Annotated in this window: 20 protein-coding genes; 11 read left to right on the forward strand and 9 right to left on the reverse strand. The window is 41.9% G+C overall.

Annotation, left to right across the window (positions count from 1 at the left end):
• Positions 1-116: 116 nt before the first annotated feature.
• Positions 117-875: an alpha/beta hydrolase gene (locus AB4405_RS20805; protein ID WP_372062667.1), complete on the reverse strand. Its 759-nt coding sequence runs from the start codon at positions 873-875 to the stop codon at positions 117-119.
• 434 nt (positions 876-1,309) lie between these two features.
• A complete protein-coding gene (locus AB4405_RS20810) occupies positions 1,310-1,465 on the reverse strand; it encodes a CCGSCS motif protein (RefSeq protein ID WP_372062668.1) in 156 nt (51 codons plus the stop codon).
• A gap of 557 nt (positions 1,466-2,022) precedes the next feature.
• Here AB4405_RS20810 and AB4405_RS20815 point away from each other — a divergent pair.
• The 3 genes from AB4405_RS20815 (at position 2,023) to AB4405_RS20825 (ending at position 4,895) form a co-directional block, all read left to right on the forward strand.
• The gene (locus AB4405_RS20815) at positions 2,023-2,787 is read left to right on the forward strand and encodes a hypothetical protein (protein ID WP_372062669.1); all 765 of its coding nucleotides are present in this window, start codon (positions 2,023-2,025) and stop codon (positions 2,785-2,787) included.
• Between the two features lie 97 nt (positions 2,788-2,884).
• On the forward strand, positions 2,885-3,289 hold the full coding sequence (locus AB4405_RS20820; protein ID WP_102469076.1) for a hypothetical protein: 405 nt from the start codon (positions 2,885-2,887) through the stop codon (positions 3,287-3,289).
• Positions 3,290-3,389: 100 nt separating this feature from the next.
• Positions 3,390-4,895, forward strand: a complete 1,506-nt coding sequence (locus AB4405_RS20825) for a CoA transferase (RefSeq protein ID WP_372062670.1) — start codon at positions 3,390-3,392, stop codon at positions 4,893-4,895.
• 290 nt (positions 4,896-5,185) lie between these two features.
• Here AB4405_RS20825 and AB4405_RS20830 read toward each other — a convergent pair whose 3' ends face one another.
• From AB4405_RS20830 to AB4405_RS20845, 4 genes are all read right to left on the reverse strand, one after another.
• Positions 5,186-5,653 carry a YhcH/YjgK/YiaL family protein gene (locus AB4405_RS20830; RefSeq protein WP_372062671.1) on the reverse strand — a complete coding sequence of 156 codons (468 nt, stop codon included), beginning with the start codon at positions 5,651-5,653 and terminating at the stop codon, positions 5,186-5,188.
• Positions 5,654-5,724: 71 nt separating this feature from the next.
• Positions 5,725-6,126 (reverse strand): hypothetical protein, encoded by a 402-nt coding sequence (locus AB4405_RS20835; protein ID WP_372062672.1) that lies wholly within the window; start codon positions 6,124-6,126, stop codon positions 5,725-5,727.
• A 24-nt stretch (positions 6,127-6,150) separates the two neighbouring features.
• A complete protein-coding gene (locus tag AB4405_RS20840) occupies positions 6,151-7,416 on the reverse strand; it encodes an oligosaccharide MFS transporter (RefSeq protein ID WP_372062673.1) in 1,266 nt (421 codons plus the stop codon).
• Positions 7,417-7,967: 551 nt separating this feature from the next.
• The gene (locus AB4405_RS20845) at positions 7,968-8,975 is read right to left on the reverse strand and encodes an Ldh family oxidoreductase (protein WP_372062674.1); all 1,008 of its coding nucleotides are present in this window, start codon (positions 8,973-8,975) and stop codon (positions 7,968-7,970) included.
• A gap of 457 nt (positions 8,976-9,432) precedes the next feature.
• Here AB4405_RS20845 and AB4405_RS20850 point away from each other — a divergent pair, with 457 nt between their 5' ends.
• The 5 genes from AB4405_RS20850 (at position 9,433) to AB4405_RS20870 (ending at position 17,374) form a co-directional block, all read left to right on the forward strand.
• The gene (locus AB4405_RS20850) at positions 9,433-10,515 is read left to right on the forward strand and encodes a glycoside hydrolase family 117 protein (RefSeq protein ID WP_372062675.1); all 1,083 of its coding nucleotides are present in this window, start codon (positions 9,433-9,435) and stop codon (positions 10,513-10,515) included.
• A gap of 133 nt (positions 10,516-10,648) precedes the next feature.
• The gene (locus AB4405_RS20855; RefSeq protein WP_102469070.1) at positions 10,649-13,075 is read left to right on the forward strand and encodes a glycoside hydrolase family 2 TIM barrel-domain containing protein; all 2,427 of its coding nucleotides are present in this window, start codon (positions 10,649-10,651) and stop codon (positions 13,073-13,075) included.
• 424 nt (positions 13,076-13,499) lie between these two features.
• Complete coding sequence (locus AB4405_RS20860; RefSeq protein ID WP_102469069.1) at positions 13,500-13,790, forward strand: DUF2799 domain-containing protein; 291 nt, start codon at positions 13,500-13,502, stop codon at positions 13,788-13,790.
• 353 nt (positions 13,791-14,143) lie between these two features.
• Entirely contained in the window at positions 14,144-16,513 is a 2,370-nt protein-coding gene (locus tag AB4405_RS20865; protein ID WP_102469068.1) for a glycoside hydrolase family 2 protein, read from the forward strand.
• Between the two features lie 102 nt (positions 16,514-16,615).
• Positions 16,616-17,374, forward strand: coding sequence for an IclR family transcriptional regulator (locus AB4405_RS20870; RefSeq protein ID WP_372062676.1), 759 nt, complete (start codon positions 16,616-16,618; stop codon positions 17,372-17,374).
• 124 nt (positions 17,375-17,498) lie between these two features.
• On the opposite strand, the gene AB4405_RS20875 is transcribed toward AB4405_RS20870, so the two are convergent.
• The 3 genes from AB4405_RS20875 to AB4405_RS20885 are packed head-to-tail and all read right to left on the reverse strand — an operon-like array spanning position 17,499 to position 21,012.
• Positions 17,499-18,506 (reverse strand): Ldh family oxidoreductase, encoded by a 1,008-nt coding sequence (locus tag AB4405_RS20875; protein ID WP_372062677.1) that lies wholly within the window; start codon positions 18,504-18,506, stop codon positions 17,499-17,501.
• An 11-nt stretch (positions 18,507-18,517) separates the two neighbouring features.
• Positions 18,518-19,534 (reverse strand): zinc-binding alcohol dehydrogenase family protein, encoded by a 1,017-nt coding sequence (locus tag AB4405_RS20880; RefSeq protein WP_372062678.1) that lies wholly within the window; start codon positions 19,532-19,534, stop codon positions 18,518-18,520.
• An 11-nt stretch (positions 19,535-19,545) separates the two neighbouring features.
• Complete coding sequence (locus tag AB4405_RS20885; RefSeq protein ID WP_372062679.1) at positions 19,546-21,012, reverse strand: mannitol dehydrogenase family protein; 1,467 nt, start codon at positions 21,010-21,012, stop codon at positions 19,546-19,548.
• A gap of 368 nt (positions 21,013-21,380) precedes the next feature.
• On the opposite strand from AB4405_RS20885, the gene AB4405_RS20890 reads away from it, so the two are divergent.
• Genes AB4405_RS20890 through AB4405_RS20900 form a run of 3 tightly spaced genes read left to right on the forward strand, consistent with a single transcriptional unit; the run spans position 21,381 to position 24,092 of the window.
• Positions 21,381-22,328, forward strand: a complete 948-nt coding sequence (locus tag AB4405_RS20890; RefSeq protein WP_372062680.1) for a sugar kinase — start codon at positions 21,381-21,383, stop codon at positions 22,326-22,328.
• Positions 22,329-22,344: 16 nt separating this feature from the next.
• The gene (locus AB4405_RS20895; protein WP_102469062.1) at positions 22,345-22,971 is read left to right on the forward strand and encodes a bifunctional 4-hydroxy-2-oxoglutarate aldolase/2-dehydro-3-deoxy-phosphogluconate aldolase; all 627 of its coding nucleotides are present in this window, start codon (positions 22,345-22,347) and stop codon (positions 22,969-22,971) included.
• A gap of 32 nt (positions 22,972-23,003) precedes the next feature.
• Positions 23,004-24,092 carry a 3,6-anhydro-alpha-L-galactonate cycloisomerase gene (locus AB4405_RS20900; RefSeq protein WP_372062681.1) on the forward strand — a complete coding sequence of 363 codons (1,089 nt, stop codon included), beginning with the start codon at positions 23,004-23,006 and terminating at the stop codon, positions 24,090-24,092.
• The last annotated feature ends 63 nt before the right edge of the window (positions 24,093-24,155 follow it).

Genomic DNA, 24,155 nt, shown 5'->3' on the forward strand with positions numbered 1-24,155 from the left:
CGAACTTTCTAAACAGAAGCCTTAACCTTATGGCTTAGCTTTAGGCATTCCCCAGTTATATTACTCGTCAAAAACACGTAATTAACTGGGGACATAGCTATATAGACAAAGATTACCTAGTCACTTTCAAAGCCAAACGCATCTAACTCACTTTTTGTTAAGTAATGCATCCCATTTGGCGGTGCTGCCTCTAGTGTAAAAAAGTAAAACCCTGCAGGGTCAGGTAATCCCATCTCTTTGTAATAAGTAATATATGGCGTATGTTCTCGGTCCGTTTTAGATAGCTCACCACCTGACACACCCTCACCATCGGCCCATGAATGCACACCAATTTTAGCACCAACCTCGATGCGTCGCTTAACCCCAGATAAGAATAAATCCGTCCCACCCGATGCGATGTGACCATTGGAGCCAATGGACGTATTTAAACCGAGCTTGCGTATCAAATACGCGAGCTTTAAATTGGTTTCATCATCAATGGAACCTGGTAAATCGACGAAATCTAGAGTGTTAATCTGTTGGTTATATTTAATAAACTGCTCAAAAGCACCTAACGAACCATCACAAATTACGCCATTAAGCTGTGCGACATCACCACGAGCAGAAAAGGTTAACGGTCGGTCGCCCTCTAAGGACTCCGAACAGACTGAGACCACATTGTTATGACGATTCGTTTGATAGGATTGGAACACTTTATTGCAATCACTGTCAGTCATCATTAGTGAGCACTGGACCAAAGCATCATTGTCATCATCACTAATGAATAATGTCTTGTCCTTGTAGACATATTCCACCCCTTCATATTCAAAATGCTTATCAGCGGCACACGCGGTAACAACACTCGAAAGTACTGCAACCAGTAGTATTTTTTTCATTTGAAACCCTTTCTTCCTTTCATCTGCCATGACAAAAAACCCATACACACGATTTTATGACTGTCCCTAGTAAAGCGTTGTATTCATCGCTTCAAGAACCGTTTATATCGAGAAATACATTATCAAGGTAATAGAGCTACATCTGTAAGGGTTTGTCTTTATTATTTATTCTTAAGTACGGATAAGATCATTAGCCAGAATGGCACAGCCCATTATTATGATTCACGCTATATAGGTTATAGGCAATTCAAAGCACTCATTTAGGTATTAAAATTTGTCACAGGATGGCAACCGAAAAACGAGGTGACGACAGGCGTAATAAATATAGGTATTGCTAGGGGATTGTTGGCGCTAACGACCGGTGGTTATTTGCTTGATTCCTTGATTAATGACCAGCCCTAGAAGCTTACCAAGGCTGGTATTCATCGATATTTTTACGAACATGAACCACAACAACCAGTAGGTGTATCATGCTTAATTTTTTTCTCTATACTGTTGTTTTCTTTTGATTCTTTACTCGATGTAACTTGCTTAGATTCAGTCGATTTCGTTTCTTTATTTTGAAAAATTTTTTTAATTGATAGCGTCATGTTTCATTCCAAATTGGTATTGATAATGGGCTCACAATACCAGAGTAAAACAGTCAAGTATTGATCTTGCACATGTTTTCCGTGCTATTTCTTTTCTCTTATGAGCTCCCTACTCACGAACTGTCTACAGATTCCAACGTTTACTTATGTAAGCGTTTGAATCTGATGATGGTTTCAATAAGTCGCTCCTCTTTCATTTCTCTGACCTCCTCCTATTTGCGTTTCCCAATGCTTGTCAGCCGGCAAGCCTTGAATAGAAATCAGCGATGAGTATGCGTCGCTCATCCCCTATTCACTGGGCGTTATTTCTAAGCATTATTGATTAATGGTGGTGCAACGTAATAACGAGGCGAAAAGAATATCGCTTTATATCCTCTCACATACGAACACCCTCATTTTCAGTTTCTTTTTAACGCCATCACTCACCACACGTTTACTCTTGCACACATGCAATTATGAAGTGGAATTCAAGATATTTATCGAAAACAAGGTCATGAATATACTCTCCCTCATCAACACGGCACTGCGCCCGATTTTAATTTAAAAGAGAGAAACACATGAAACTCAATACCACAGCAACCGCCATTCTTATTGCATCACTAGCGTCAACCAGCGCCCTAGCCGCTGACAATACTGACACTTCTTCTGTTTCTGCAGGCATCGGTTTTGATAACTACGGCGCAAGCGTAAAGGTGCAGTTCGATGATCAATCAGAAGCAAGTCAAACTAAGGGCATTGTTGAAATAAAAGGTATTGCAGGAGACAGCCTAGGCTGGGCAGGCTCAAGTGACCGTGATAATTCCATTGATAGCGTACGAGCTCGTTACTTCAATACCGACAACGCTTCACATTTTGGTAGCTACTTTGACACTGAATACGATGTCACGTCTGAAAAGCTAGACTTGTCGGCTAACGTAACATGGCAATACCAATACAAGCGCTTCGAAATTCTACCTTATGCCGGTGTGGGACTCACTGTCCTTAATGGCGAGCTGCCTTTAGAAGAATATGGTTATCCTGTTGACGACCATGTTACTGGATACACACTGCCAGGCACATATGGTCAGGTTGGCGCATACGCAAAAGTCGCTCTATTAGATAATTTAGATTTTATGTACAACCCTGAATGGCGCAGCACGCTTAGTGGCGCGGCCGGATACACAAATCATTACTACAAAGGCAAGGATTCACAATTCACTAACGAATTGCGACTTACCTATCAGATCATCACGAATCTAGACGTTCAATACCATGAGAAATGGGATTCAGAGCAAAACTACTCGGATGCTACTCGCGGGTTTGAATTCAATTACAAATTCTAACCACCACATTCATACCATTAATTTAATTAGCATTAACTCCATTTAATAATCAAATGAAATTAAACAGTTACTTATTAATTTAGATCGAGGAAATATCATGAACACACAAATGACAAAAATAGAAGCACCAACATGGTTACCAAAATTGTTTCAGGCAATTGATGCATTAGATTTTTCTGAAAACTCAGGCTTCGAAGTATTACGCGATGATATTGTGATGCAATTTGGACAAGAAAAAATCGTTGGTCTTGACAATGTGAAAGCGTATTTCAAGAAGATCGATGAACCCTTCATCACTGAGCATTTTATTCACGATGTTTACCAAGTTGGTAACGCCATCATCATGAACGGTGGTGCCAAAATCACAGAAAAACAAAACCTCGATAATGTCATCGCATTTGATTCGTTATTGAACATTCTATGGCTTGATGAGAATAACCACGTTGAACGCTACGTTGTCGATTATCCGCCAGAGCTTGAACAGCATAAACCTCAAAACTAAACGCTTAAGTCAAGCAAAACGCCTCAACAAAAAATTAAACGGACGGTGCTGCCTTTATAACGAGCAGCACTCCATTAAGTCAGAATTAAAGAGAAGTATTATGAATACGAATCAACACAAAGTTTATCAACATATTGCCGATACACTTAACCTATCAACACCTGCATCCGACATAAATATAGTCCAAACGCCTACTTACCTAAAAGAAGACCTTGCCACGGCGGATTACATCACCGGTGTTATTGCCGCGTTTGGCGCAAGCTTGGAAGAGATCGGCGAACTACGAGGTTTACCAAAACAGAGCGTAACGGTTGACCGACGCCATGCCACCATGAGCTTAAATGACCCTGCCTATCATTACCTCAACGGTACGATAATTCTAGGCGGCGAAATAGAAGTACCAGTGAACAGCATTCAACAATCAAAAGACGGCCAATGGTTGTGTATGAATGGCGCTTATCCGCATTTACGCGATGGTATTTTAAACTACTTCGATTCAGCCAATAACTACCAAAGCTTAAGTGACCAAGTTGCTAAGGTTGACCTGGCGACTATTGAAGCCGATTTTGAAGAACAAGGCCTATGTATGGCTCCACTTTACACACCGGAACAATGGCGAGCACACCCACAAGGGCAAGCGATGGCTAAACACCCTTTAGTATTGATTGATCATCAGGGCGATGCAAAATCTAAAAAACTGACTCAAGCAAAACATCGTCCACTTGAAGGGCTTAAAATCATTGATGTCACTCATGTGGTGGCTGGTCCGTGGTCAACTCGCCAGCTCGCCGAGTACGGTGCAGACGTTATCTCGATTCGTAACCCTGAGTTTCCGTTCTTGTACCCAGTAATCTTTGAACAAAGCTACGGCAAAAAACAAATACAGCTCAACTTGAAACAGCAACAACACAAAGAAAAGTTCACTGAATTATTGAAAGATGCCGACGCATTAGTTTGGGGCTATGGCCCTAACTCGCTAGAAAGATTAGGGTTTGATAAAGAAACTCTGATGGAAATTAACCCAAACCTCGTCGTCACTCAGATCTCTGCTTATGGCCCAACAGGCCCTTGGAGCAACCGTAAAGGTTGGGAACAATTAGCTCAAACGTGTACCGGTATGACGCACATCGCATCGCAAGGTCGTGACCAGTACCATCTTGTTGGAGCACTCACCTTAGATTTCAGCACTGGATTCTTAGCGGCAATCGGTACAATTTCAGCCCTTATTCAACGTGAGAAAAAAGGTGGATTCTGGAGTGTCGAAACCATGCTGGCCCGTTCAGCAATGGAACTTTTAAGCTTAGAGGTTGAAAAAGAGGAAGTGGTGCCAATTTCAATGGCTGACATGCACGAGTACCTCATCGACCAAACCAGCGAATCAGGCTCGGTGTTCACTCGAATTACGCCTTATGTACAATTGTCTGAGACACCAGCTTATTGCCAAACCGGTCCATCAGTCATGGGCGCTCATGACCCAATCATGACGACATGGAGCGAAGAGCCTGCAGGAAACGGTGTAATCACTCACCGTCCATCAGAAGTGGTTAACCGAGGCTTGTTTGGTTTCATCCCTGGCTATGGTCACGAAGACATCATGCTACGCTAAGCAAACCGTCTTCAACGCTCAGTAAACCATCTTTACCGCTCAACAAATTACGTTCAGCATTTAGACAGGTGAGTTTCGTTCCTCACAATACAAAACGAAACCATCATGAGTAACCCAAAAGGCGAGATAAAAATAGAAGCTTATTTTTATCTCGCCTCGATACTATTCGACTATTCGGTTATGTATACCGGAAATCGTTAGGCATAAACTCACTGAAATACTCATAAGGCCTGAAATTAACTTCATCTAGTAAACTCTTACTATTCTACACCCTTGACTTAACCGCATCGTCACCAACCTAAAAGATCAATTGGAATTTTCACAATCGCTTTCTTTACTTGCATCGGCTGCTCAGTTGCACATAATGGACGATGGACTTGGTTAGGGTAAAACAAAGCAAAATCCCCATTTTGTAACGATACAAATTGCTCTTGTTCGACCGTATCAAAAAACATCACATCACTTTCCAACTCCATAATACCTTTATATTTAGTCTCTAAATGATTGCTAAACCCAATTATTTCATTGCCTTCCAAAACAATCTGTATATCAGCGTAGCATTTATGAATCTCTGCTTTGCGCGCACTTTTTTCCTGTGTTTCAGCTTCTGCCAAGACAACAAACACGCCTTCTGTTCCTAATTCATACCTGCCTAAAGGATTGTGCTTAGAGACTTCTATCGCGCTTGTTATCAAAGTTTTAATCTCAGGTTTGACATACGGAAGTAGGTCAAGATTGTTTACATTACCAAATAACATATTTTATCTCGAATAAAAATAGGGATTCGAAAGAACCCCTCTATTTGACTGACTCTTATAATTTAATGACTCTAAAAGTTTTGATGGAAAGCAACATTATTCTTCAAGTTAATAATTTGCTTCAACACTACATCTTCTGGTGCATCACGTTTATATTTTGTTGAATCTTTTGTATCCATGAACAGGCTAAACACCTCATAACCATGATTTTTAGCTGCTTGGTAAAAATACTCCAAATCACTATTTTTGGAAAAAGAGTTAGTAACGGCAATATTATCGACATTATCTCTCATCAGCTGTAACACTGATTCTTTACAATATTCATCAGCATGAATTTTTAACTTTTCATCATATTTATTTTTGCCATAGCTCGCATAGTAATCCCAGCACGAAACGACGTTATTACTAATCGTATTGGCAAATTCCGTTTTACCAGTACCGAATGGGCCACGAACAATATATAAAAATTTCATTGATTATTACTCCGGAAAATTATCTTACGCTACTACAGGCTCTTTTTCTTGTTCTGCTACTTTTTTTGGTGAACTAAGAGTAAACATCGCTAATACCGTCGCTGCGGCTGCAAATACTCCAAAATAGATATAACTCATTGGGAAACCATGTGTATCATACATTGTGCCCATGACTGGTGCCGCAATCGCTGTCATTAAGTTATTAATCACTTGAAATCCGAACATGTAAGTGAAAGAGTTGACTTTTTTATCAAACTGTTCAGCAATATAAGCAAAAACAGACACAATAAGTAATGGGTTAACGACGCCAAATAATAGTTTAGCTACCACAGCAAGGTATAGATTCTTTTCGCCAAGACCAGCAAAACCTATCATCAACAAGAACGATGTGATACCAACAGCAGTGAGAAGTAAGCTTCCTTTCGCTCCAATCTTCTTAATAATGAATGGCACGCTAGCACTGACAGCGAACAAGAAAATAGCGGTAATCCCGTCCATATTTGAACTGAACGTAATACCTTCTTCTTGCGTTGGAAAGAAGCTAATAAAATAGCGAGTAAACTGTGTCATCGACGTCCAGAAAACAACCGAAATGGTGCCAGCGTAAGTCATAAACGCCCACATCTTCTTATTTTTCAGTAGTTTAATAACATCTTCTTTTCTGATTTTTTCAGCAGACAATACTTCATTATCCACTTCATCCAAGTGACTGACTCTCAATGAGAAGGCAAAGAACAACATAAGCAATGCGGCAATACTACACGCAACAAAGATAAGATCTGGATTAATGTTATAAAGATAACCAGCAAGAATAGCGGATGCACCCCAAGCTGCAATACCAAAACCATTCACTAAGCCAAAGTCATTATTATGGCAACGGGCAAATCGGTCTGAATAAGAAGCAATGACACCACTACCTGCTTGGAATAACATGCCTAAATAGATTGAACCGACAATGATTCCTGGTACAAACGTGGCTTCATCACTTAATAGTGGCCCGTAAACATAGATATAGAATGGACCAATCAATACACTTAGAAGAGCAATAAAATAAAGTAAGTGTTTCTTAAGACCTAATTTATCCATGATGTAACCCATGGCAGGCTTAAATAAAACCGCAATACCGGTTTGCAACCCAAACAGCACACCAATTTGCGAGCCATCAATGCCAACGCTATCGTTCAGCCACACTGCAAATAGTGAGCCTGAGCTCAGAGACCAAAAAAAGTTATAAAAAAAGTACATAAGGCAGACTTTGCCCATAGCCACTCTATTCGAATCGGTTTTCATATTTACTCCGTTATATACCTAAACAGTCATTACTTTGACATGCCTAAAAATTTCTAATAGTGATATTACAGCGTGATAGATGAGCAGACAGTGACAGGTGTAACACTTTGCATCATTGGATGATATTTAAACCCATCTGGTTAACCAAAGAAGTGGTGTAAGAATGGATCTTACGAAAAAAGACGTGAAATAAAATACGAAGGCTATTTTAACGTAGTGTACGCCAATATGATAAGGCAGAGTAAACAAGTGCAAATATGTAAACAGCCCTTTTTGATAGTATCTAGCTTCTGACATGCCGCATTCTCAACAGACATCGGATACTTTTCTGCCAGCTTCAACTTCCTTCAAGATCTTAACAATCTACGTTTCTGTATAGCGTCATTTGTTCATCAGCGTTCTCCATTTGGTTTAGTTTAAACGGAGGAACTCTAAATCGGAATACTTCTATTTTAGGGAATGGTTACAAAAAGAAATATAGCATTATTTTCAAACAAAAAAAGGCGAGCAGTGATCACCAAAGCTCGCCTTGTCGCAAATAATAACGAATTCTAGCTAATCAGAAACTCGTATACCCCCCCTGCGACAGGAACTCCTTTCTCTAAACAATCTGATTTGTAATCCATTTGAGGATCATTTGGCGCAAGCACTTTTTCCACATCTGGCGCAGGTGTTACTTCTCTTAGTTCACATACCATTGTCGCCATAGAGCGAGCAAACAACGGTGTACCCAACCTTTCAGGGTTTATTACAATTACCAGACTTGCTAACTCGCGCATTTTGTCGTAATCGCTGTACATTCCAATGATGTTGTTACCGTAATTGGCTCCCATCAAAATTCCAGTCAGCGCATCGATCGCCAATGCAATACCGGAACCCTTATGGCCACCAAAAGGCAGTAAATTCTCCACTTTATGTGGATCTCTCGTTTCGTTGCCATCGGCATCGATGGCAACGCCTAGCGGAATTTGATCGCCCGTTTCTTTTGCATGTAGCAACTTACCAAACGCTGTCGCACTGGTCGCCATATCGATAATCATTGGATGGCTTCCCTCGACAGGAAACCCAAACGCGATTGGGTTTGTTCCCAAGAACCGTCCGACTCCACCATGGGGAGCCATGCAAGCATCGGTTTGCGTCATACCTATGCCGATCATCCCAGATTCAGTTGCCATGTTCATAAAATAAGAAAGTGCACCACAGTGAGACGCTTTCTTAATACTGACAAATCCAAGTCCAGTATCACTTGCCATTTCAATAGCATGTTTCGTTGCCGCGACAAGAGCAGGATGCCCCAAACCATCATCAGCATCTAATATTCCAACAGAAGGTGATATGGGCTCGAAACGATGTTCAGTAGCAGCATTCAGGCCACCAGCCAAAACTCGCTGACAGTAATGTTCAACGCGCATAACACCGTGAGAATGAACGCCCGTTAGGTCAGCGTATATCAATACATCAGCCACACACTTCGCATCGAGTACTGAAAACCCTGCTTCTACAAGCTTTTGAGTCGCCATGTTTCTCAGCACTTCTTCCTTCACCCTAACTGTTGTCATATATGCCTCTTAAAACCTTGTATTAAATCGTGTTATTCACTAACAAGCCGTGTTTATCATCATATCAACGGTGCAAATGACACCATGGTTAACCAATGAGCTTTATTTATAATTGATAGTTTGATGAATTTCAGTGATCACAATCACATGGCTCACCAAATCACCCCAACTGGACAACCAATTGAACGATTTTTGTTCGTAACATGCTTGTTATTGTACTTATTTGCGCCCTTATTATTGTAATTGAAGCGGCTTCTAATCATTATGCATGCCGAAAAATTAGGCCAACAACGACCTACATACCAATAAATGCGTACTATAGTCGCGATTACTGTCCGTTAGTGAAAATTACGTGCGCCTTGTCACGCTGCTTGTCTCTCCTGCTTACTACATATTGCACCAAACCTAAAACTGGTTTACCTTTGCCGAAGATTCAATATTATTCTCAGAGGTAGATATGGACAAATCAGGGGAAAAACTCAGCCTCGCTAGTCGTCGTGCGATCGAGTTGGGTTATGATAAAAAAGGCTCGGAGTGGATGGTTGAGTTCGATGTCATCGATCTCAAAGGCGATTTCGAGTTCGAAGACGGTGTCATTAGAAGAGATCCAACAGCGGTCATTCAAGTCGACAATACCTACCATTGTTGGTACACGAAAGGGGAAGGTGAAACACTCGGATTTACCGGCGATATCAACGATAAAGTGTTCCCCTGGGATCTTACAGAGGTATGGCATGCTAGCTCCGAAGATGGCATCACCTGGAAGGAAGAAGGACCCGCGATTCAAGCCGGCTCACCCGGCGAATATGACGATCGTGCCGTCTTTACACCGGAAGTCCTTGCCCATGAAGGCCGGTACTACCTTGTTTACCAAACGGTTAAATCGCCTTATACCAACCGCCAATATGAAGAAATCGCAATGGCATGGGCAGACAGCCCATTTGGACCTTGGACCAAAGCCGAAGCACCTATTTTAAGCCCGTCGAAAGACGGCGAGTGGAGTGGTGAAGAAGACAATCGATTTATCGTGAAATCAAAAGGCAGTTTTGATAGCCATAAGGTCCACGACCCATGCTTAATGTTCTTCGACAATAAGTTCTACCTTTATTACAAGGGTGAAACAATGGGCGAAGAAATGAACATGGGGGGTCGTGAGATCAAGCATGGTGTGGCCATTGCTGACCATATCCTAGGTCCATACATCAAATCTGAGTACAATCCGATATCCAATAGTGGTCATGAAGTGGCGGTGTGGCACTACAACGGAGGCATCGCGTCATTGATCACGACTGACGGCCCTGAAAAGAATACGATTCAGTGGGCAAAAGATGGCATAAACTTCGAAATCATGTCCTACATAAAAGGAGCACCCGAAGCATTGGGTATCTTCCGTTCTGAAGAGTCAGACTCAACGCTCGAACCGGGTTTAGAGTGGGGGCTGTGTCATAAGTATGACCCATCTTGGAACTGGAACTTCATCTGTCGATACCGTATCAAGCGACAAGTACTGGACATCGGCACCTTCCAAAACAGCAACTAATTGGGGCGCTATTTTGAAATCACCACGTATCATCTCTGCTCGTTAGAGATGATACGTCATGAAATAGACTCACCGCAAAGTCTCATCACGTTATCCGATAGCGTGACAGGAATAACGATATGGGGCTTGTATAATGCCAAGGAATAACATTTTATTTAATCTTGATTGGCAATTCCTATTAAAGGACACACCCAATTTCTTTGCCGATGATTGGCAATCCATTAAACTGCCTCACGATTGGAGTATTGCTTTTCCCTTTTCATCCGAATTAGACGGCGCGACCGGTTACCTTCCCGGTGGCATCGGTTGGTACAAAAAACCGTTTGCAAACCCAATAAGTCGTCTGCACAAAAAAGCATTTCTTGTGTTTGATGGTATCTATAATCATTCCCAAATATGGTTAAATGGAACTCATCTCCATACTCAGCATTATGGCTACTCTCCATTTATCATCGATATCACACGACACCTCGAAGAAGAAAATGAATTACTGATTAAAGTCGACAGAACTCGATTCGTTGACAGTCGCTGGTACACAGGATCCGGTATTTACCGCGATGTGAACCTTGTCATGACCGATAAAACTCATATCGGTTTATGGCAGAACAGACTAAGTACACCCAAGATAACCCCCAGCTATGCCGAGATTCATCAAGATATTGAGATCGAGTTTTCTGAGCGACATCAAGATAAAACCATGCGGTTAGTTTCCAAAGTGGTTGAATCAAAAAAAGTAGGCGCCCTTTCTGTCTCGCAACATGAAACTAAGGTCGAGAAAATAAACGACAAATATCACTTAATTTTGCCCATTAAAAACCCAAAACTTTGGGATACAGACACTCCGTTTTTTTATACCGTTGTAACCGAACTCTATATTGACAATGTTTTAGTTGATATTACCGAAGAGCGCTGCGGCGTCAGAAGTATTCACTTTGACACCATGAACGGCTTTTTCCTTAATAATCGACCAATGAAAATCCAAGGTGTCTGTTTACACCACGACGGAGGGATTGTCGGAGCCGCAGTACCGAGAGAAGTCTGGCAAAGAAGATTAACCATTCTAAAATGTGGAGGCGTTAACGCCATTCGAATTGCTCATAATCCAGCCTCTAAAGTCCTTTTGGATCTTTGTGACGAGCTTGGGTTACTAGTCCAGGATGAATTTTTTGACGAATGGGATTACCCAAAAGACAAACGCCACAATATGGGAGAACAACACGCCGATTATTATTCTCGAGGTTCTTACGAGTACTTCCAAGAGGATGCAGAGAAAGACCTTACAAACACATTACTTTGCCATCATAATCACCCATCTATATTTATGTGGAGTATTGGCAACGAAATTGAGTGGACCTATCCAAGAAATGTCCAAGCAACCGGCTTTTTTGACGCAAAATGGGATGGCAATTACTTTTGGAGCCTTCCACCAAACTCGCCGTCAGAAATTGCACAACAACTCAAATCACTCCCAAAACAACGATATGACATTGGAAAAACCGCTCAAAAACTTACTCAATGGGTGAAAAAACTCGACCCACATCGTCCCGTGACGGCCAATTGTATCTTACCCTCAGTTAGTTACCTTTCTGGTTATTCCGACGCACTTGACGTCATTGGGTACAGCTATCGACGCGTCATTTATGACTATGGACACCAACTCTACCCTCACCTTCCCATTATCGGTAATGAAAGCTTACCGCAATGGCACGAATGGAAGGCAGTGATTGAGCGTCCATTTATCGCAGGGCTTTTTCTGTGGACTGGGATTAATTACCTAGGAGAATCACACAATCAATGGCCAACGAAGATCACCAACAGCGGATTGTTAGATACCGCAGGATTTAAAAAACCGAGTTATTTCTTGTTTCAATCTCTGTGGACAGAAACTCCGATCACAAAAATCTACACTCATCCAGCTAGCAGCAGCAATCTAAACATCAATAAAGCGAATTATTTAGCCTTTGAAAAAGACCCGCATGCGTGGGAACAACGACTATGGTCATGGCATGACGTAGAGCAACATTGGAATTATGAAAACGGCGATTGGATCATTGTTGAAGTCATTTCTAATTGTCCTAGCGTTGAATTATGGATCAACGAGATAACTTACGGTGTTCGGCATTTAACAAGTCAAAATGATCACATAATGCGTTGGGCTGTACCGTTCACTGCCGGCTCCATTCAAGCGCGAGGTCTAATAGATGACCGCTCTGAATGCATCGATGTCATTGCCACCACACAGCAAGCATATTTAATAAAAATCACTGAAGAAGCCGTTTCAGACAACGATGAAGTGAAGCAGTTTGTTATCTCAATACTCGACGAAAACAATAATCCTATCACACACCAAGACACAAGTTTTATCCTCGATGACATGTATAATCTCGATTGGATAGGCAGTGACAATGGTAATATCAATACCGCCAACTGCTTTACCCAGAAACAATGTCACACCTATCAAGGCAAAACCTTGCTAATGGTACGTATCAAAAACCAAAACGCAGGTTATTCTTTCTCTATTTTACATCCACACCTTGGACGCTTTACTTACCATTCTTAACACTACAACACACATCCTTCGAAAAATGGAAGGCGGAAAAGTTAAAAGTGCACACGCTAGAGTGAGCGATTTATTTACCAATTTTTCCGGACTTCATCAACACTATGAATTCATGGTTAATTACTTCCACATCCATGAATTCTTTTCCCCGACATGACGGTGTGATTAGTTGTAAATGGTTTTCCTTTTCAATTGATAGTTGAATGAATTGGACTAATTCGTCTGCACCATCACCATTATTGGCGCATCAGTATTAGATTAAAAGTTACCATTAATCAACAACTTGATTTATTTATTTATTAAGTAATACTTTTATTGCCCAAAGAAAAATCATCAAGATTCAGGGGCATTAATATTATAATGCTGAATCTTTCATGGTTTACACCTCCAACATTGGGTGGATGACTACCAGAGGATTAACACTATGAGATTAACATGGATACTGGCTGCTTTGATTCTAGGAGGATGCTCAGCATCTCCTGATATGGCAGCTAATGGCGATACATGGAAACAGTATGGATACGGACAATCAATTGATGGGCTCTATCCGATATCCAGTGAACAATTCAACGCACTCTCAGGCGTTAATAGAGAGGCATACAAAGAAGGGTATAATTTAGGGCGCGAAGAATACTGTGACATCCCCCCAGTTTTAAGGCAAAAGTATATCGATGACAATTACGGTCGAATCTGCTCGCAATATCAAAAGTTATAACTACAAGTAATGACTTATAAATCCGACAGCAGGATGCAGCACGCCATTTAAAACCTTCCTTGGCAAGCCGTATGCGCATCCTTAAGCAGTCAACTGTTCCGCTTTACTTCTCGCTTTTTATCTGTATTAGCTTGCTTTAATATTCTCCACGTTACCATCACACAGACCCTGTCGCGTAAAACCAGAGGCTCGCTCATCACCCCTACTCTACTCATTAAACAAGTCAATTCATGCCCAATTAGAGTTGTTAATCAATTTCCTAAATCTCACTCACATATTAACCAAAAAAAACTATACTCATCAACCTTTGAATTTATACTTGAATTTAATATTCATATACAAAGGACAATGCAATGACGAGACAGATTCAAGATCTAAGTGGATGTCGATGGCAAATGGAACGAATGCGGCCCGGACAAGGAAAAATAGAAGGGTTACATCTGTTGCCTGCCGAATACCAAGGCACGACGTTTAGCTGGAACTTTGCAGCCGTACCCGGCGATGTTTATACCGACCTTTATCGAGTAGGAGAGCTCGACGATCCTAATTTTGGTCGAAATATGCATCGAGCAAAATGGGTTCAAGAGTACGAATGGTGGTATCAAAGGCGTTTTGCAATAGACCCTGCGATGAAAGGCCAACAAATACGTCTTATTTTTGAAGGGGTCGATTACAGTTGTGAAGTTTGGCTTAATGGGCAATTCCTAGGCAGCCACGAAGGCATGTTCTCTTCTTTTTATTTTGATATTACCGATATTGTCAGTTACGAAGATTGGAAAGACGGCTCAAACAACCTGATGGTGAAATTAAATCCTCCGCCTAAAAACTATCGTAATTGCGGTGGCAAGAAAGTGAATTTTTCCGGAGATTACTTCTCTGGATTGGTTCCTTTTGGAATATGGCAGCCAGTCAAGATAGAAGCAAGCGATCCCACCCGTATAAAAGAAATATGCACGGATGTCACTTTGCAAGATGACAATACCGCAATTTTGCATTTAGAGGTGGTGGTGAATAACAGCAATCAGGAATCTAAGTCAATTTGCCTTGCCGCGATACTAAACGGCAAAAACTGCGAAACAACCACAACATCCCATCAATTATCAGTATTGGCACCTCCCGGTGAGACAACTATCCAAACAAAAATAGTTGTCAAAGATGCGCAGCTATGGTGGCCATGGGACATGGGAAAGCCCAATCTGTATAAACTGGATGTGTCGCTATTATCCGAAAAAACGTCCACATTAGACACCTACACGGAAACGATTGGCCTTAGAGAAGTATCTATGGAGATGAACCCTGGTTTCACGGAAGAAGAAGCTGAGTTCCCATGGACATTCAAAATTAACGGTAAACGCCACTTTCTACGTTCGGCTTGTTGGGGCGGACAGCCTTCATTTTTCTACGGGCGTAATAATGATGAAAAATACCAACATCGTTTAAACCTCGTCAAAGAAGCCAATATTAACAACTTACGAATCTTCGGTTGGCACCCGCCAGAGGTTCCTGAATTCTATAAACTTTGTGATGAATTAGGCATTACAGTATGGACCAACTTCACATTAGCGACTCAAGCTTATCCTAAAGACGAAGACTTTGTTCAAGGCGTCCTACACGAATGTCTCGAAACCGTGAAGCAACGTAGAAATCACCCGTCACAAATTTTTTGGATGGGTGGGGAGGAAGTTTTTTTCTCCGGTGCGCATGAAAAAAGTGGCAACAAAATGCTAATGGAGCGAATTGGCAAAATTGTCAATTCTGCCACTGCAGTACCTTATGGACTGGCGTCTCCATTAAGCTCGGAATCCGCGATTAATATGGGATTTAAACCTAAAGAATCGATTCACGCTAATGAACACTATTATCAAGGAGGAGCCGAATTCATGGAAGAGTATTACCCTTCGCTTGATTGTGCGATCATTCCTGAATTGACGGCCGCATCAGCCCCAAATGTGGAAAGCTTAAAGCGATTTATACCTGAAGATGAACTTTGGCCAATGGGACCAAGTTGGGCTTACCATTGGGCGGATATTGATATTCTAAAAAACCTAAACTTTGAAGTCTTTAACGACTACAGAATAGACTCGCTTGAACAATTTGTTGAAGCGACACAAATTGCTCAAGGAACCGTCATTCAATATGCATTAGAGACCTATCGCCGACGTAAACCAAAAATGAGCGGCGTTGCCATTTGCCACTTCATCACCCATGTTCCCGATATAAAATGGGGGGTGGTCGATTATTATGGTGAAAAAAAACGCTCATTTGGCTACTTAAAACGCGCCTATCAACCTTTATTACCAAGCCTTGCATTTCATAAAAGACGCTGGAAGTCTGGGGAGGAATTTAATGCAGAACTCTGGATTGTCAATGACTATCAACATGAGCATCGCGATTTAATTTTGGAATGGCAAGTCATGTATCAAGGGCAACCGACAGGTAGAAAAGACCAAGTGCAAATTTCGGTAAAACCCGATTCGTCAGAATCTATTAGCAAGGTAAGCTGGCTAATACCAGGTGATGCGGATGGCACATTTGACATCGAATGTATCATTCGAGAACAAAACGGTAATGTCGTCGCGACGAATTTATATACATTACTCATTGGAGACCAAGAAAAAGCAAAAGCACAAAGTCTAGCGTATTTGGCACAAGCAAAAAAAAGGTTGGAAAAACACGGACATGGCGTTTATCGATATTGGCCTGAAATGTGGAAAATAGACTAAACATCAACAACTAAAATACCAATGAGGAGCTTTCTATCTCCTCTTTTTTACGGAAATACAGTAAAGTACATCATGCAAAATTAACCAGATAAAGTGAAACCAATGACGAACAAATATGCGGTTCCAGCCTTAGATAAAGGATTGGATATCCTTGAATTTCTCGCCACGCAAGAAGCCCCTCTTTCTCAAGCTGAAATTGCCTTGGCGCTCGAACGAAGCAGCAATGAAATCTATCGCGTATTGATAGGACTCGAGTCCCGCGGTTACCTGTACCGCAACTCTGAGTCAGCTAAATACGTGATGTCACTCAAGCTCTATACTCTCTCAAGACGTATTTCACCATTAGATAGAATAAGAAGACATGCGCTCCCGCTGATGGAGGATTTAGCCTTCAACTGCGGTCAATCTTGTTACCTTTCCATGCTGTACCAAAGCCAATCCATGGTCATAGTTAATGCCAACAACCATGGCCCTATCACTCTCGCCGTCGCGGAAGGCGTACTGTCAGCGCCTTCTCGCTCTGCCGCAGGTCAAATACTACTCGCAAACAGTAAACCCACTGTCCAAGCGATGATTCTAGAACGAGATGACCATTTTAACGAGCTAAAAAATGAAGAAAAAAGTACCCTCTACTTAATTTTAGATCAAACTAAAAAGGATCAATACGCTGTCGCCGAATCATCATTTTTGCCTGGTATCACAGAAATTTCTACATTAATCGGCAAACCAGATGGGCAAATCGTCGCGTCACTCACAATACCGATGCTACCAACTCAGACAAAAACAGCACCTAGTGAACAATTAAAACAAGCAATGATACAAACGGCGAAACAAATTTCACTAGAAATAAATAATGGCTAGCCGCGGGAGTGGTCATTTTTATTGCTCGGTAAACATACAAGAAAAACCGCACTATGAGACTATCAAATCAAAGGGCGGTTTTGTTTGGTAAATTATTAAAGCGGCTTGAACTTTAAATACGCACTTAACTCGTTAAATACGCATAGACACCTTTCGCGACAGGAATACCTTCCACTTCACATTTTGCTTTATATGCCACTTGTGGATCGTTGGGAGCCAATACTTTCTCAGTGCCAGGCACTGGCGCAACTGAACGTAATTCTGACACCATCGCCGCCATCGTCACGGCAAATAAAGCATTGCCTAATTTTTCAGGGTTAATCACAATAACCAAACTCGCCAATTTACGCATCTTGTCGTAATCACCATACATACGAACAACGTGGTTGCTGAAGTTTGCACCCATCAATACACCAGTCAACGCGTCAATTGCTAACGCAATACCAGAGCCTTTGTGACCACCGAACGTCAATAAATTCTCAACCTTATGAGGATCGGTCGTGATGTTACCCTCAACATCGATTGCCAAGCCTTCATCAATTGACTGGTTGGTCTCTTTGGCATGCAGTAATTTACCAAATGCTGTTGCACTGGTCGCCATGTCTACGATCATCGGTGTACCACCTTCAACAGGAAAGCCGAACGCAATCGGGTTAGTCCCTAAAAAGCGTTCAGCACCACCATGAGGTGCAACACAGGTGTCCGTTTGCGTCATTGCGATCGCAATCATTCCTTGGCTCGTTGCTTGCTCCATAAAGTAAGAAAGTGCACCACAGTGTGACGTGTTTTTCACGCTTACAAAACCAAGGCCGGTTTCTTTCGCAAGTTCAATACCGTGATTCGTTGCGGCAATCAGCCCCGAATGACCCATTCCGTCATCTGAATCTAAAATTGCTACAGATGGTGATACCTGTTCGATGGTAAAGTTCGCGTTAGGATTTAGACCACCAGCCTCAAGTCGTTGACAATAATGCTCGACGCGCATCACACCATGCGAATGAACACCGGTAATATCAGCATGGACCAACACATCGGTTACTTCTTTTGCTGTTTTATCATCCAATCCTGCGCCTAGTAATTTATTAAGAGCAAGCGATTTGAGTTCTTCTGAATTTACATTAACCGTTGACATACCACTTCCTCTTAAAAATTGATCACGCCTTTGACTAACTCTTTATTTTCTACGACATCCTGTTTGTAACTATTGCCAAAAGTGTAGAAGTCATAATCTTGGTTTTTCATAATATCTTGAGAAATCGCACCCGAAGCCATTAATTCAATGACACGCTCAAAATCGATACGAGTTGCATTTCGGCTACTCAATAGTGTGGTTTCTTTTTTGTGGAATGTTGGATCATCTAAAACCAAGTCACCGATATAAAGGCCGATGAAAACAATTTTTCCGCCATGACGAATCAAATCAACACTTCGAGACATAGAACCTTTATTACCAGTCGCATCCATCAATACACACGCAAGTTCTCCGCCAAACGCTTTCTTTAGATTACTAACGTAATCATCAAGCAATGGGTTTAGAGCTTTAACACCGAGCTTTGTAGCAACTTGTTCACGTCGTCCCGCATCAACATCAACCACGACCACGTTAGCCCCTTCCGCTTTTGCAATCGCGGCTGCCGCCAAACCAATTGGACCTGCGCCAACGACGACAACATTATTGCGAGCGTTGATGTCTGCACGACGTACCGCATGGGCACTGATCGCAAAACACTCAACAAGGGCGCCTTCGGAGTTGCTGACATTCTCTGGTAACTCAACTAAGTTATCTTCATAAACTGCCAAGTATTCAGAAAAACCACCGTCGCGATGAACGCCGTAAAGTGACACGTTCTCACAGCAATTTGTTTTATTCTCATTACATGCAGAGCACCTTCCACAAGGTACACAAGGGATCACTGAATATCGCTTACCTGTCATAGCAGACTGACAGGCTTCGCCTGTTTTTTCAGCGGTTCCACAAATTTCATGCCCCAATACTCGTGGGTATGAGAAAAAAGGCTGTCTACCCGCATAAGCATGGATATCCGTTCCACAAATACCGACAGAATTAATTTTAAGCAGTACTTGGTTATCTAAAATTGATGGAATATCACGTTCAATATATTCAATGCTGTTTGGCTCATGGCAAATGAGTGTTTTCATAGTTGGTTTCCTTAATTCTTGGCAATAGAATCAATGACGGCACTGATTCCTTCAGATTCGATAGACGTAAACGCCGCAATCACTTGATTGTAAAATTCTGGGTTATCTAACTTATGTGTACCGAAGATTTTTTCAATTGAAAGCAATGCATTAGCCTTTTCTACAGAAGTGACATCGGCTAAAGCGATCTCTTTATAGATGGGCTCAAGTGGGTCAAAAATTGTGTCACCGTTGGCCACTTGGTTGAGGGTGTAATGCATCCACCCAGCGATAGCAACCGGTAAACAAACACTCTCGACACCGCGACGCTGCAATGTCATAAATGGGTCAATTGAGCGCTGAGGTAGCTTTTGAGAACCATCCATCGCGATTTGACCCGTTTTGTGTTTTATATTGGTATTACTAAAGCGATGAATCAGAAGGTTCGCGTAATTTTCAAGGTTGACTTCAAGTCCTTCCTGTAGCGATTTAGCTTGCTCTTGAGTCATCAAACGAAGCGTCGCTTTTTTCAACGCCACATCTTGCATACATTGATAAATATACTCATGTCCAACTAAGCTACCGTTATAGGCAAGGAATGAGTGGCTACCGTTTAGCATTCGAAGCTTCATCTCTTCATAAGGCAAAACATCACCAACAAACATGGCACCAGCAAGGTCCCAGTCAGGACGACCAGCGACAAAGTTATCTTCAACCACCCACTGTCTGAAATCTTCACACACAATGCCACATGGATCTCTATAACCGGTTTCCTGTTCAATGACATCAAATTGATCTTCAGTCATCGCTGGCACAATTCGGTCAACCATTGTGCTAGGGAAAGTCACATGCTCTTCGATCCAGTGAGCGAGCAAAGGATCCAGAGCTTTTGCAAACGACAGCACCGCATCTTTTGTCAGTAAGCCATTCTCTGGAATGTTGTCACACGACAGCACACTGAATGGTGTTAATCCGAGGTTACGACGCTGACGTAATGCTTCGGTAATACAACCAATTGCAGATATCGGTGAGCGTGGATTGGCTAAGTCATGCTGAATCAATTCGTTGCTCAAATCCAAACGACCAGATTGAGGGTCGGTACAGTACCCTTTTTCCGTGATCGTCAAAGACACGATTTTGACCTGTTCTTCAGTCATTTTCGCTATCGCACATTCAATACCATCAACCGGAGTGTGAATCGACTCCGAAATCGTTCTGATCAATCGAGTATGGGTATCGCTTGCAGACTTCTCAACAACCGTAAACTGTTCATTTTGCTGTTGTAGATTGCGAATAAGGTCTTCTGGACCAAATAGGTTAATTTCACAAATCCCCCACAACTTACCGGTTGCTTGGTTTGTAAGATCGTTATAAACCGCCTGGTGACCTCGGTGAAATGCACCAAAACCAAGGTGCACAATATCCGTTTGTAGAGCTGTTCTGTCATAATCTGTTTGAGACGAGTATTTAGCCTCAAAGTTTCTGTTTGCTGATGTCATATTCCAAGCCTGATTGATTGACCATTGTGTTAAAAATCGGCTAATCCATGCCGTGTTTAATCAATTATAGACACAAACAAACAACCAATACAAGTCATTGGATAACCAATTATATTATCAATAAGTGATACAGCTAACATTTTCAAGTAGATTAATAATATAAATAATCAAACAAAGCCCCGCCAATAAAGGATAGAAGTCTGATTTCACACAAATAACAAAAGTGTGAACTCAGACATTAAATCACCAGATCAATTGGTTGACCACGGAGACCTGCACGTTTAAAGTAGGATCAAGTTCAACCAATTTTAGTGGATATAGGTACTTACCTTTTATCTTCAACCTAAAATCAAATTACGAGTACTAAAATGAATGATATTAGTCCAAAATATCCTAAAATCTTAAGCTTTGGTGAACCAATGTTTGAGTTTAGCCAACTAACAAAAGCAAATAGTGGCGGTGGTGACTTTTTAAGTGGGTTTGGTGGCGATGCCTCTAACTTTGCTATCGCAGCAGCAAGACAAGGCGCCGATGTTGGTATGTTGACCCATGTCGGAGATGATGAATTCGGCAAACGTTTTTTAGATTTGTGGCAACAAGAACAAGTATGTGCGGCACAGGTCGTCTCCAACCAAGATGCCCATACTGGTGTTTACTTTATTACCCATGATCAAGATGGACATCATTTTTCTTTTATGAGAAAAAACTCTGCAGCATCACTTATTACCCCTGCTCGCTTGCCAGTTGACGCAATCCGCCATGCTAAGTTGTTACATACCACAGCCATCACACAAGCAATCAGTGCGACAAGTTGTGATGCTGTATTCAGTGCTATCGATATTGCGAATAGTAATAATACCTTAGTTTCTTTCGATACTAACTTACGCCTTAAGCTTTGGTCGCTTAAACGCGCGAAAGCCATTATTGAAGAAACCATTTCAAACGTCGACATCTGCTTTCCAAGTGTTGATGAGGCTCAACTGCTTACCGGACTTAAGCAACCTGATGACATTATCGATCACTACCTCAAGCTTGGTGCTAAAGTGGTGGTCCTTAAGCAAGGCGGCGACGGTGCCACCGTTGCAAATGAACATACTCGCCATCACATCAAGCCGCATCAAGTCACGCCGCTAGATGCCACTGCAGCAGGCGACTCTTTTGCAGGCTCCTTTTGTACCCATTATGTCAATGGGTTGAGTTTAGAAGACTGTTTAGCTCACGCGAATGCGACCGCCTCTATCACCATTACAGGTTACGGCGCCGTTTCTCCACTGCCAACACTTGCTCAAGTGAAATCTCGCATGGTCGGTAACTAAACGCTAAGGAATTATTATGTCTCTATTAAATAAACAGTTGGCTCAGTATAAAGTCATTCCCGTTATCGCCATTGATAGTGCAGAAGATATTTTGCCATTGGGTGAACAGCTTGTCACAAATGGGTTACCTGTTGCGGAAATCACCTTTCGTTCAGACGCTGCAGAAGAAGCGGTCAGACTGCTTCGCAAGGCTTATCCAGACATGTTGATTGGTGCCGGCACCATATTGAACGAAAATCAAGTGATTGCTGCTAAAGATGCAGGGGCCGATTTCATTGTTTCACCAGGGTTAAACCCCAATACGGTCAATGCGTGCTTAAGACATGACATTGATATCATTCCTGGTGTGAATAACCCATCTTTGGTCGAACAAGCAATTGAACTCGGCGTTACCACGTTAAAATTTTTTCCAGCAGAAGCATCTGGGGGGTTGAATATGCTGAAATCTTTGCTCGGCCCTTACCAACAAATTAAAATAATGCCGACCGGGGGCATTAATCCCGAGAATATTCACGAGTACCTCTCATTACCAGCCGTTCTCGCTTGCGGTGGTACGTGGATGGTTGATAAAAAACTGGTTAACGATGGCAATTGGACTGAGATTGGCCGATTGGTTCGCGAAGTTGTTAAGTCTGTCGCTTAAGTGAAAATAGAAGATAGAAGATAGAGAGCAATATGAATACAGCAATTAAAAATATTGAAACCAAATTGTTTAAGATCCCCTTAGCAGAGGTTCTCTCTGATGCTAAACATGGCGATCACGACCACTTTGAATTAATCACAACGACAATCACTCTTGAAGATGGCAGTCAAGGGACTGGCTACACGTACACTGGCGGCAAAGGCGGCTTTTCTATAAAGGCGATGTTGGAGTACGATATTCAACCCGCGATTATCGGTAGAGATGCTTCAAAAATTGATGAAATCTACGACTTTATGGAATGGCATATTCACTATGTAGGCCGAGGTGGTATATCCAGCTTTGCTATGTCCTGCGTAGATATTGCGCTTTGGGATTTAAAAGGTAAACGTGAAAACCAGCCTCTCTGGAAGATGGCCGGTGGAAAAAACCATACTTGCCAATCTTACTGTGGTGGCATCGATCTTCAGTTTCCACTAGAAAAATTACTGAATAACATTAAAGGCTATCTTGAAAATGGCTTTAATGCCGTCAAGATAAAGATCGGTCGCGCAAACATGCAAGAAGATATTGATCGAATCAAAGCTGTGCGTGAATTCATCGGCCCTGACGTCACGTTTATGATTGATGCAAATTACTCGTTGTCTGTTGAGCAAGCAATCACGTTATCTAAGGCAGTTGAACAATACAACATCACATGGTTTGAAGAGCCGACCATTCCAGATAACTATCTTGGTTATGCCGAAATTGCAGACAACACGTCTATTCCACTTGCTATGGGTGAAAACCTACATACTATCCATGAGTTCGGTTATGCGATGGATCAGGCGAAACTTGGTTTTGTGCAACCGGATGCGTCTAACTGTGGCGGTATCACAGGGTGGCTTCAAGCCGCTCATTTAGCCACAAAACATGGTGTCCCTGTGTGTACTCATGGCATGCAAGAGCTTCATGTTAGTTTAGTATCCGCCTTTGATACTGGATGGCTAGAAGTGCATAGCTTCCCTATTGATGAATACACTAAACGCCCACTCGTTGTTGACAACCACCGCGCTGTTGCTCCTGATACTCCCGGTATTGGCGTCGAATTCGATTGGGAAAAGTTCGCGCAATATCAAGTCTAATCGTTAGTGATTTTAATTTACTTTTTCCTGCTTAATGACCTTTTGTCTTTTTCATGCTAATCC

The organism is Vibrio sp. 10N.261.51.F12, from assembly GCF_041471725.1.
Classification (GTDB): Bacteria; Pseudomonadota; Gammaproteobacteria; order Enterobacterales; family Vibrionaceae; genus Vibrio.